The organism is Deltaproteobacteria bacterium (assembly GCA_009930495.1).
Lineage (GTDB): Bacteria > Desulfobacterota > Desulfovibrionia > Desulfovibrionales > Desulfomicrobiaceae > Desulfomicrobium.
Genome location: RZYB01000086.1, coordinates 1 through 11052, shown reverse-complemented (window position 1 = coordinate 11052; position 11052 = coordinate 1). Strand labels below are relative to the sequence as shown.

General features: G+C 64.4%; 8 protein-coding genes. 3 read left to right on the top strand and 5 right to left on the bottom strand.

The features are described from left to right. Together buk and EOL86_08475 are read right to left on the bottom strand one after the other, a co-directional pair. A partial coding sequence (gene buk, locus EOL86_08480; protein ID NCD25610.1) for a butyrate kinase occupies window positions 1-690 on the bottom strand: 690 nt, incomplete at its 3' end. After that, a complete protein-coding gene (locus EOL86_08475) occupies window positions 687-1607 on the bottom strand; it encodes a bifunctional enoyl-CoA hydratase/phosphate acetyltransferase (GenBank protein ID NCD25609.1) in 921 nt (306 codons plus the stop codon). The genes buk and EOL86_08475, both read right to left, overlap by 4 nt. Before the next feature lie 145 nt (window positions 1608-1752). On the opposite strand from EOL86_08475, the gene EOL86_08470 reads away from it, so the two are divergent. Continuing rightward, complete coding sequence (locus tag EOL86_08470; GenBank protein NCD25608.1) at window positions 1753-3117, top strand: MFS transporter; 1365 nt, start codon at window positions 1753-1755, stop codon at window positions 3115-3117. On the opposite strand, the gene EOL86_08465 is transcribed toward EOL86_08470, so the two are convergent. Genes EOL86_08465 through EOL86_08455 form a run of 3 tightly spaced genes read right to left on the bottom strand, consistent with a single transcriptional unit; the run spans window position 3112 to window position 9117 of the window. Then, window positions 3112-5085, bottom strand: a complete 1974-nt coding sequence (locus EOL86_08465) for a response regulator (GenBank protein NCD25607.1) — start codon at window positions 5083-5085, stop codon at window positions 3112-3114. The genes EOL86_08470 and EOL86_08465 overlap by 6 nt on opposite strands. Next, the gene (locus EOL86_08460; GenBank protein NCD25606.1) at window positions 5079-6335 is read right to left on the bottom strand and encodes a hybrid sensor histidine kinase/response regulator; all 1257 of its coding nucleotides are present in this window, start codon (window positions 6333-6335) and stop codon (window positions 5079-5081) included. Before EOL86_08460 ends, EOL86_08465 begins: the two co-directional genes overlap by 7 nt. A gap of 40 nt (window positions 6336-6375) precedes the next feature. Next, window positions 6376-9117: a hybrid sensor histidine kinase/response regulator gene (locus tag EOL86_08455; GenBank protein NCD25605.1), complete on the bottom strand. Its 2742-nt coding sequence runs from the start codon at window positions 9115-9117 to the stop codon at window positions 6376-6378. Window positions 9118-9296: 179 nt separating this feature from the next. Between EOL86_08455 and EOL86_08450 the strand changes: the two genes are divergently transcribed. Beyond that, a complete protein-coding gene (locus EOL86_08450) occupies window positions 9297-9557 on the top strand; it encodes a hypothetical protein (GenBank protein ID NCD25604.1) in 261 nt (86 codons plus the stop codon). A 119-nt stretch (window positions 9558-9676) separates the two neighbouring features. Beyond that, window positions 9677-10945 carry a cytosine deaminase gene (locus EOL86_08445; protein ID NCD25603.1) on the top strand — a complete coding sequence of 423 codons (1269 nt, stop codon included), beginning with the start codon at window positions 9677-9679 and terminating at the stop codon, window positions 10943-10945. Window positions 10946-11052 lie beyond the last annotated feature (107 nt).

Here is an 11052-nt window from a genome sequence, read left to right as displayed (position 1 = left end):
CGCGAAGCACCAGTCCACAAGCTGGCCGGCGGGCAGGCCGCCGCTGCGTTCCGGTGAAAAGGGGCCGTCGCCATCCAGGGCGTTGTTCACGTCCACGACCTTGCCGCCGACATGCGCGCCCACGGAAATGCCGCCGCCCAGGTGGGCGACGATGAGGCCCAGGTCCGCGTAGCGTCGTTCCAGGGTCCGGGCCGCGCGTCGGGCCACGGCCTTGTGATTCAGGGCGTGAAAGATGCTGCGCCGCCGGATTCCCGGATGCCCGGAGTAGTGGGCCAGGGCGGACATTTCGTCCACGACCACGGGGTCGGCGATGTAGCAGGGCAATTCCAGGGGCGTGGCCAGGTCATGGGCCAGGATGGCGCCGAGGTTCGAGGCGTGGGTGCCGTAGTGGCAGGAACGCAGATCGGCGAGCATGGCTTCGTCCACGGCATGGACGCCGCCGGGAATGGGGCGCATCAGTCCGCCCCGGCCGATGACGGCGCTCAGGGTTTCCGGCGGCGTTCCATTTTTGTCCAGGGTTTCCAGAATATGGGCCCGCCGATATTCCTCCTGGTCCATGACATGGGCGAAACGGGCCAGATCCGCGCCGGGGTGGCGGATACTTTCCACGAACAGATCCCGCCCGCCCGCGAAAACGGAAATTTTTGTGGTCGTGGAACCGGGATTGATGGCCAGAATACGCGGACTCACGAGTTGTCTCCGTTCCGGGCAGCGGCCATGAGAATGCCCAGAGCCACGGCATTGATTTTCGTTTCGTGGGAATCGGCCCGGGAGTTGAGCAACACCGGAGCCGTGGTGCCCAGGGTCACACCGGCGGACTTGGCGCGGGCAAAGTACATGAGGCTTTTGTAAAAGATGTTGCCGGCGGCCAGGTCCGGAGCCAGCAGGATATCGGCCCGGCCGGCCAGGGGATCGGTCATGCCCTTGTGTTCGGCGGCCTGGACGCTGATGGCGTTGTCCAGGGCGTAGGGCCCGCCGACGCGGCAACCGGGCAAGCGCCCGTCCTGGTTCATGGCCACCAGGGCGGCGGCGTCCATGGTCGCGGCCATTTTCGGGTTGACCTTTTCGGATTCGCACAGCACCCCGACAACCGGGTTCGAATTGCCCAGGGCGCGGGACACGGTGATCGCGTTCAGGACGATTTGGCGCTTGGTTTCCAGATCCGGTTTGATGATCATGGCCGCGTCGGTCAGAAGATACAGTTTGTCGAAGCCCGGCACGTCCATGACCACGGTATGGCTGACCGTGGACCCGTTGCGCAGGCCGGTTTCACGATCCAGCACGGCCTTGAACAGGACCGAGGAATCGACGAAGCCCTTGAGCAGAATGTTCGCCTGGCCCGAAGCCACGATCCGCACCGTGGCCGCCGCGCCGCCAGCCTCGCCCAGGGCCTCGACCAGTTCGAATTCGCCCAGATCAAGCTCCATATCGTCGGCCAGGGCGTGGATTTTGTTTGTATCGCCCACCAATACAAAATGAGCCAGGCCCAGGGCGTGGGCCCCGGCCACCGCCTTCAAGGCCTCGGTGTCGTGGGCGCAGGCCACGGCCACGGTCTGCCGGGGCAGGGTCATGGCCCGGGCCCGGATGTCGTTCATGGATGTCAGCATGGGTCCTCCTTGCGAGCCCTGCCGATAGATCATCGATTGGCCGAAAACAAGGGGCCCGGCATCCGGGGCACCGACATTCATCCGTGGCCGGTGCTCTTGCCCCGGTTTGTATCCAGGGGTAACCAGACCACCATCCGGAGGTGCCATGCCAAATCGTTCCATAGCCCTGGCCGCGGCGGCCGTGGCCAGTTTTCTCGTCCCGTTCATGATGTCCGCCGTGGGCATCGCCCTGCCGACCATTCAGACCGCCCTGGGGGCCACGGCCGTGGAACTGAGTTGGGTCGTGGGTGGCTACGTGCTGGCCTTGTCCGTTATTTTGCTGCCCATCGGCCGTGTCGCCGACATCGTCGGTCGCCGGCGGACCTTTGTCTGGGGCACGGCCTGGTTCACCGTGTCCACATTGCTGGTTTCCCTGGCCTGGTCCATCGAAAGCCTGATCGCCCTGCGCGTGGTCCAGGGCATTGGCGCGTCCATGATCAACTCCACGGGCATCGCCATCGTCACCAGCCTGTACCCGGCCAAGGATCGGGGCCGGGCCATGGGCGTCATCGTCGGCTGCGTCTATGCCGGTCTGTCCGTGGGGCCGCTCTTGGGCGGCCTGCTCACGGACTGGGCTGGATGGCGGTCGGTATTTTATCTCGGCTTGGTGCCCGGCGGCCTGGCCTGGCTTCTGGCCTGTCGCATCGATCAGGAATGGCGGCCGGCCAAGGGCGAGGATTTCGATTGGCCTGGCTCGTTGTTGTACGGGATAACCGTCTTGGCGGGCATGCAGGGGCTGACGGGATTGGCCAAGCCCGGCGTCGGCCTGCCGTTGTTGGTCGTGGCCGCGATTGTTGGAGTCGTTTTCGTGCGTCGTTCCGCCCGGGTTGAGCACCCGGTGCTTGGTTTGCGTCTGTTCACCGGGAATCGGGTTTTCCTGATGTCCACCCTGGCGACCATGATCAATTATGCCGGCACGTTTGCCGTGGGTTTTCTACTCAGTCTGTATTTGCAGGTGGTCAAGGATTTTTCCCCCGTGCATGCCGGGTTTATCCTTGTCGTGCAGCCGGCGGTGCAGGCGCTGCTTTCTCCCCTGGCCGGTTTGTGGTCCGACCGCGTCAACGCGGGGGCTCTGGCCACTTCGGGCATGGTCATGTGCGGGGTGGGGTTGTTGGCCCTGAGTTTCGTGAACGCCGGAACCTCCATTTGGATGGTGGTCGGGATGCTGGCCGTGATGGGCCTGGGATTCGCGTTGTTCGCCTCGCCGAACATGAACGTCATCATGGGCAGCGTGCCGCCCAGGGACTACAGTATCGCCTCCAGCCTGGTCGCGACCATGCGCACCTTTGGCATGACCTTGTCCATGGGCCTGGCCGCCGTGGTTTTCGGATTTCTGCTGGATGGCCAGCCCGTCGGCGTCACGACCGTCGTGCCGTTTTTGGCCAGCATGCGCGTGATTTTTCAAATCTGCGCTGGCCTGTGCGTGCTCGGCGTGCTGTGCTCCCTGGGGCGGATCGACAACGCCTCATGATGTCCGGTCCAGGCGTTCCAGAACAGTTTCCAGATCCCTGATACTCAGGGGCTTGCAGATATAGCCGTTCATGCCGGCGCCGAGGAACAAATCCCGCTCCGCGGGCATGGCGTAGGCTGTCTGGGCCACGATGGGCACGGACGGGTCCAGGACTCCGGCCATGCCCGAGCGGATCAGGCGGGTGGCCGTCAAGCCGTCCATGGTCGGCATCTGCACGTCCATGAGGACGCAGTCGAAACGGCTTTGGCGCAGCTGATCGATGGCTTCGTCGCCATGGGCGGCGGTTTGGACCACGTGCCCCATGCGGGTGAGCAGGGCCGTGGCCGTGATCCGGCAGATGTCGTCATCCTCGACCAATAAAATGCGCATGGGTCTGGACCGCGATGGCGGCCCGTCCGGGGTGGGCATGTCCTGGTTCGTGTCCTCCGGCGCCAGTCCGAGAGGCAGCATCAGCCAGACCGTGGTCCCCTGGCCTTCGATGCTGTCGATGGTCATGGCGCCGCCCAGGGCCTCCACCAACCGATGGCTGATGGTCAGGCCCAGGCCGGCGCCCTGCTGGGCGCGGGTGTAACTCCGGGTGATCTGGCTGAAGGGCTTGCAGAGCAGGCCGAGCTTGTTTTCGGGGATGCCGATTCCAGAGTCCGCGACCGTGACAAGCAGGCGGACTTCCCGCGCCGTGCGTCCGCGCAGCCGGGCCACACGGATCTCGATGCGGCCCTGCATCGTGAATTTGAGCGCGTTGCCCACAAAATTGAACAACACCTGCCGGATGCGGACTTCATCGCCCACCAATGTGGCGGGCACGTCGGCGGCGACGTCGATGACGATGGGCAGGTTTTTGTCCCGGCACAGGGGGTCGAAGGCCTCGCGTACCGCCGTCAGGGTTTCCTCCAGTTGGAAGGCCTCGACATTGATGAGCATCCGCCCGGCCTCGATCCGGGACAGATCGAGCAGATCCGCCAGCAGGCGGGTCAGGCGTTCTCCGGAGCGCAGGGCCATGCCGACCAGGGCGCGCTGTTCCGCGTCCAGCCGTCCGGCTTCAAGCAGATGCAGCACGCCCATGAGCCCACTCAAGGGCGTGCGGATTTCGTGGCTCATGTTCGCCAGGAAATCGCTTTTGGCCCGGCTGGCCTCCTCGGCGGCATCCCTGGCCTGGCGCAGCTCTTGGCGGAACCGCTTGCTCTCGGTGATGTCCTGGACCGTGCCGTGCAGCCCGATGACGTGGCCGTCGCCGTTTTTGGACGGTCCGCCCAGGGCGTTGACCCAACGCGTCTTGCCGGTGTCCCCGGCGCATTCCAGTTCCACGTCGTAGTTGTCCCCGTTGTCCAGGGCCCGGTGTATGGCGTCGGTCAGACGCCGGACGCTTTCCGGCGCGAGAATTTCGGGCAGATCGTCAAGTCGTGGCGGCGCCTGGTAGGGGTCCCGGTTCATCATCCGGCACAGTTCGCGGGACCACGTGACCGTGTCCGTGGCCCGGTCCCAGCTCCAGACGCCGAGCCTGGCCAGGGCGTGGGCCTCTCCAAGCAGGCGCTGGCTTTGTTCGTAGGCGGCCAGGAGTTGGGTGTTGCGTTCCTTGAGGCGAGAGAGTTCCAGGCCCTTGCGGATTTGGGCCGCGACCTCGTCGGGGTTGATGGGTTTGGAGAAATAGCCCTGGACCTTGCCCTTGTTGATGGCCGCCACCAGGGGCGCGAAGTCGCTGTAGCCGGTCAGCATGAAGCGGATCGTGTCCGGAAATTCCCGGGAGGCCACTTCCAGCAGATCCGTGCCGGTCATTTCGGGCATGCGCTGGTCCGTGATCAGGACGTCGATACGCTCGGAGCGCAAGACCTTGAGCGCCGTGGCGGCCGATTCGGCCAGGAGAATCGTGTAGTCGCGCCGGAAAAGAGCCTTGAATCCATGCAGGTTTTCCATCTCGTCATCCACGTACAGAACGCGCGGTTTGTCCGTCCGGACATCCATGGTCAGCATGACGCCTCCGTGCCGGCTGGAACGAGAATGGAAAACGTCGAGCCCGACCCCGGCGCGCTGTCAACCTCGATCAGACCATGGTGTTCGGCGATGAGATTGGCGCAGATGAACAGGCCCAGCCCCGTGCCCTGGCCCACGGGTTTGGTGGTGAAAAAAGGATCGAAAATGCGTCCGAGGACGTCGGGGGGCATGCCCGGCCCGCTGTCCGTGACGCGCAAGACGCCGTACCGGTTCTGGTCCCGGAGGTCCTCGCCGGTCGTGATGGCGATCACGGCGTCGGGACCGGAGTCTTCCAAGGCGTCCATGGCGTTGGCCAGGATGTTCATGAACACCTGGCTCAGTTTGCCGGCGTTGCCCGTCACCAGGGGCACGGGCCCGTAGCGCTTCTCGATGCGGACGTTTTTTTTGTCCCGGCCGCGCAGCATGATCAGGACCGCGTCCATGACCTCCCGCAAATCAATCTCGCGGCTGATGGTCTCGTCGGAGCGGGCAAAGGTGCCCAGACTTTTGACGATGTCCACGACGCGGGCCAGTCCCTGATCGATACTGTCGAAGAGCGCTGGTATTTCCCGGATCAGGGTTTCGTGATCCATGGATTTCTTGAACTCCGTCACGGCCGGTCGGGAGCTGTCCGGGACGCGGTCGGCGCAGAAGTCCATGATCGCCAGCACGTCGCGCATGTCCTGGCGCAGGCCGTGGCAGCTGGTCTTGATGAAATTGACGGGGTTGTTGATTTCGTGAGCCACGCCGGCGGCCATGACTCCCAGGGCCGCCATTTTTTCGGCCTGGATCAGGCGGCTTTGGGCTTTTTCGAGCTGGTCCAGGGCCTTTTCCAGGGCCGCGTTGCGGTCCTCCAGGACTTGCCGCGCCCGGCGCAGTTCCAGATGGGTCTGGATTCGGGCCAGGACTTCCTCCACCTGGAAGGGTTTGGTGATATAATCCTGCCCGCCCTCGCGCAGGGCGCGGACCTTGTCGGTGGTGTCGTCCAGGGCGCTGATGAACAGAATGGGGATTTCGGCCAGGGCCGGGGTGGCCTTGAAGATCCGACAGACTTCGTAGCCATCCATTTCCGGCATGTTGATATCGAGCAGGACCAGATCCGGCGGGGTGTGCCTGGCCGCGTCCAGGGCCTGCCGGCCGCTGGTGGCGGGGCGGACCTTGAAGCCGTGGCCCTTGAGGATGTCCGTGAGCAGGGTCAGGTTGGCGACGAGATCGTCCACGATCATGACGGATGGCTGCGTTTGGCTCATGGGTGCTCCGGTATGGTCGAGATGGAAGGGATTCGTGGGCTCATGTCCGGGGTTCCAGCAGGTCGAGAATGGTTTGAAATTTGAACTCGGTGACCAGATGATCCAGCTTGGCGGCCGTGTCCGCGTGCTCCGCCGTGACGCGGGCGATGGTTTCGCGCAGGCCGTCCAGATCCAGACTGATGGCCGCCTGGCGCAAGGCCTCCCGGATTTCCGCCGGAAGGGCGTCCAGGTCGCCGGCCTGAAGCGCCGCGCCAGACGGTGGTCGCGGGATTTCGTCGGCCGTGGAGTCGGCCTCTTCGTAGCGCAGGTCCAGATGATTTTGGAGCAGCGCGAACAGCTCTTCTGATTTGAAGGGTTTTTTCAGGCAGGCGACCGCGCCGGCGGCCAGCACGCGCTCCCGTTCCTCGGTCAGGACGCTGGCCGTGACCGCGATGACCGGCATGGCCCGCCCCAGCTCCGTGGCGCGGATGGCGGCCAGGAACTGGAAGCCGTCCATGACCGGCATGATCATGTCCAGCAGGACCAGCCGCGGCCGCCAGCGTTCGAGGATGTCCATGGCCGCCTGGCCGTCCGGGGCCTCGCGCACGGCGAAGCCGGCCAGGGCCAGCAGCCGGGCCAGGATTTCCCGGTTGGCGTCGTTGTCGTCCACGACCAGAACGCGGATTTCGCCCTGGCCCATGGCCAGACGCGTGATCCGGGTCGGACGCGGGGCGGCGCGGACCTCTCCCTCCCCGCAGGGCTTCAGGGGCAGATCGAGCGTGAACACGCTGCCCACGCCGATCTGGCCACCGACGCGGATGCTCCCGCCCATGAGCTCCGTGTAGGCCTTGCTGATGGCCAACCCCAGACCGGTTCCCCCCTTGTTGTGACTGTCCGAAAGCAGTTGCTCGAAATCGCGGAAGATCGTTTCCCGGTCCTGTTCCGGTATGCCCGGCCCGGAATCCTCGACCTCGAAGCGCAGACTGGGCGTCCCGGACCCGGAGTCGACCCAATCCGCCCGCAGGACAACCCCGCCCTGGTCCGTGAACTTCACGGCGTTGCCGAGCAGATTATGCAGAATCTGACGCAGTTTCTGTTCATCGCCGCGCACCCAGCGGGGCAGGTTCGCGGCGCGGTCGATTTCCAGACTCAAGCCGGATCGCTGGGCCAGGACGCGGAAGGCCGCCTCCAGATCGGCCAGCAGGGACCACAGGTCGAAATCCGTCTCGTGGAGGACCACGCGGCCGGCCTCGATCTTGGACATTTCCAGGATGTCGTTGAGGAGCATGAGCAGGTGTTCGCCGCTGCGGTGCACGGTTTCCAGGGAACGGCGTTGGTCCGGGCCCACGTCCGGGTCCATGAGCAAAAGCTGGGTAAAACCGAGGATGGCGTTGAGGGGGGTGCGGATTTCGTGGCTCATGTTCGCCAGAAAGAGACTCTTGGCCTGATTGGCCTTTTCGGCCGTTTCCTCGGCCTGTTTGCGGACCGCGATTTCCCGGACCAGTTCCTGGTTGAGGGTTTCAAGCTCCCGGGTCCGCGCCTTGACCCGCTCCTCCAATTGGTCCCGCTCCTGGCGCAGGGCGCTTTGCGAGGCCGCCAGATCCTGGGACGCCATGTCCAGGGCTTCGAGCATCTGGTTGAAGGCGTTGCCCAGGGTGGCGATTTCGTCCCGCCCGTCGACCCTGACGCGGTGCCGCAGATCCTTGCTGGCCCGGATTTGGAGCGTGCCGGCGGTGAGCCGTTCCAGGGGGGCGAGAATGTAGCGGTGCAGCCCCAACAGCGAGGCCAGGGTGAGCAGGGCGATGGCCGTGGTCAGAAAAACGAGGTTTTCCAGAATCAACCGGCGGACATGGCCCTGGATGGCGGCGTGGGGGATCAGGGCGGCCACGATCCAGCCGGTTCCGGCGGACCGGCGGGCATGCGCCGAGAACGTGCCATCCCCCATGTCCAGGCCTGTGGCGGTGTCCTGGGGCGCGAGCAGCGCCTTGCCGTTGGGGAAGATGTCGCGGACGTTTTTGAACAGCAACCGTTTGTCCTGGGCGGCCAGAACCGTGCCATCCGTGTCCAGGAGCATGGCCCGGCCGTCGAAGCTCATGGAAAAGTCGGCCACATAATCGGTCAGGGTGGTCAGGGTGATATCCATGCCGACCACGCCGTACACCTGGCCCCGTCCGTTCAGGAGAGTGGTGACCACGCCGATGTTCACGTCCGGGGTGGTCAGCGAGCGATAGGGCCGCGTGTGCATGATCCTGCCGGGGTTGTTCTTGGCCAGGATGTACCAGGGTCTTTGCCGGGGATCGTAGCGGGTTGGTCTGGCCCGCTCGTGCGAACGCACGAAGCTGCCGTTTTCGCGCCCCATGTACACGGAATTGACGTGTTCGTGGGACAGATAAAACGATTTTAGGACGGAAATGATGTCCTGCTCCGTGGGCGTGATCCGGTATCGGAAGGTTTTTTCGTCGGCGGTCAGAAAATTGGTGAAATCGCGGTCGTCCTCCGTGGTCACGCGCTGGTCCGTGGCCAGGGCCAGCAGGTTGGCGTCCGTGTCCTTGAGGAAGCGGGTCATGGCGAAATCCAGATGCTCCAGCTGCCGGCCGATCTGATCGTGGATCAGGACCAGCGTTCTGGTGTGCAGCACCGCGTAGTGCACTGTCCCGACCACCGCCAGGATGACCAGGCCGATGGCGGAAAACGCCAGGATGATTTTGGTGCGAAGAAGCATGGCGTTGCGTCTCGTTTTCCCCAATGTGTTGGATAGGTTGGATTTCTTGGTTCGGGCGTGTTTTGGGGATGCTGTCAGCATATCCCATGTTCGTGGGAATGGATACCCGTCGCGGCTCGATTGGCTGGGTCCGGCGTGATTTTTGGAACGAATCGTCCAAAGAGATCGTCGTTGTTGTCCCGGATCGCTTTTCTTTGCCCGTGTCCGGGGGTATGCGTCATATCGGGTGTCATGTCGAAAACCATGGAGGTATGGAAACGATGCGCACGACGATCGTGGGAATGATGATGGTGGCCATGTGCTGGGGCGCGGGCTGGGCCCTGGCCGAGGACGGCGCGGCCCTGACCGGAAGGGTTTGCGCGGCCTGTCACGGCATGGCCAAGGTCGAGGCCGCTTACGGCGCCAAGGACAAGGATGCCTGGGCCATCACCGTGAACCGGATGCTGGCCAAGAGTGGCGCGCCAACCGTTGGCGCCGAGGAGCGCGCGGTCATCATCGACTGGCTGGGGCAGCGGAAATAAACGCGAGACCGGGGTGGCGCTTCGAGCCGGAGGCGCCACCCCGGCGCTTGAGGGTGGTCGTGGCGTATCCGGGGACACGGGGCATGCCTGGCACGACCAAAAATGACAACGGAGGATTCATGCTTGATTTGCTCATCGTCAATGCCGCGCTGACCGGGCACGAAGACCTGATGGACATTGCCTGCCGGGACGGCCGCATTGTCGAGATCCGGCCGGGCATCACGACCGAGGCCGATCGCGTCATTGACGCCAAGGGATATCTGGTCACGCCGCCCTTCGTGGACAGCCACTTTCACATGGACGCCACGCTTTCGGCCGGCCTGCCGCGCGGGAACGAATCCGGCACCCTGTTGGAAGGCATCCGCATCTGGGGCGAACTCAAGCCCGACCTCTCGCCCGAGGATATCAAGAGCCGGGCCATGAAACTGCTGCACTGGAGCGTGGCCAAGGGCAATCTGGCCATCCGGACCCACGTCGACACCACGGACCCGAGCCTCATGGCCGTGGACGTGCTCCTGGAAGTGCGTGACGAAATGAAGGATTTTGTCGATATCCAGCTCGTGGCCTTTCCCCAGGACGGGGTGCTGCGTGCTCCGGACGGACTGAAATTGCTGGAACGCGCCCTGGACAAGGGCGTGGACGTGGTTGGTGGCATTCCGCATTTCGAGCGGACCATGGACCAGGGCCGGGAATCGGTCCGGATGCTGTGCGAAATCGCGGCCGGGCGGGGGCTCATGGTGGACATGCACTGCGACGAATCCGACGATCCGCATTCCCGCCACGTCGAGACCCTGGCCTTCGAGACCCAGCGTCTGGGCCTGCATGGCCGGGTCACGGGCTCCCACCTGACCAGCATGCATTCCATGGACAACTATTACGTGTCCAAGCTGTTGCCGCTCATGGCCGAAGCCGGCCTGCACTGCGTCTGCAATCCCCTGGTCAACATGAATCTCCAGGGCCGCCACGACACCTACCCCAAACGCCGGGGGCTGATGCGCGTGCCCGAGCTGATGGCCCTGGGCATCAACGTCGCCCTTGGTCACGACGATGTCATGGACCCCTGGTATCCCATGGGCAGTCACGACATGCTCGAAGTGGCCCACATGGGCGCCCACGCCCTGCACATGACCGGCACGGACGGATTGCGTCGGATGTTCCGGGCCGTGACCGAAAACGGGGCCAGGGTGATGGGCCTGGACGGCTATGGCATTGCTCCCGGCTGTCGGGCGGATCTGGTCGTGCTCCAGGCCAGCGACGAAATCGAGGCCCTGCGTCTGCGTCCGGCCCGGCTGTGGGTCGTGCGGCGGGGGCGGGTCATTGCCCGTACCCCGGAAGTCATGGCCAGCGTGGATCTGGGACGGGGAGAAGAATTGGTGGATTTCACCTGAAGTCATTTCCCGGTCAAGATGCATTCTCCCCGGGCGCGGCCTTCGGCGCCGCGAACGTCCATGATTCTGATGGATGGGGCATGACGTCGCCGGTGTGAAACGTCACT

Coding starts and splice junctions, on each gene's coding strand:
- EOL86_08465 (NCD25607.1), bottom strand. CDS start 5,085: ATGCTGACCATGGATGTCCGGACGGACAAACCGCGCGTTCTGTACGTG.
- EOL86_08475 (NCD25609.1), bottom strand. CDS start 1,607: ATGCTGACATCCATGAACGACATCCGGGCCCGGGCCATGACCCTGCCC.
- EOL86_08460 (NCD25606.1), bottom strand. CDS start 6,335: ATGAGCCAAACGCAGCCATCCGTCATGATCGTGGACGATCTCGTCGCC.
- EOL86_08470 (NCD25608.1), top strand. CDS start 1,753: ATGCCAAATCGTTCCATAGCCCTGGCCGCGGCGGCCGTGGCCAGTTTT.
- EOL86_08450 (NCD25604.1), top strand. CDS start 9,297: ATGCGCACGACGATCGTGGGAATGATGATGGTGGCCATGTGCTGGGGC.
- EOL86_08455 (NCD25605.1), bottom strand. CDS start 9,117: ATGCTGACAGCATCCCCAAAACACGCCCGAACCAAGAAATCCAACCTA.
- EOL86_08445 (NCD25603.1), top strand. CDS start 9,677: ATGCTTGATTTGCTCATCGTCAATGCCGCGCTGACCGGGCACGAAGAC.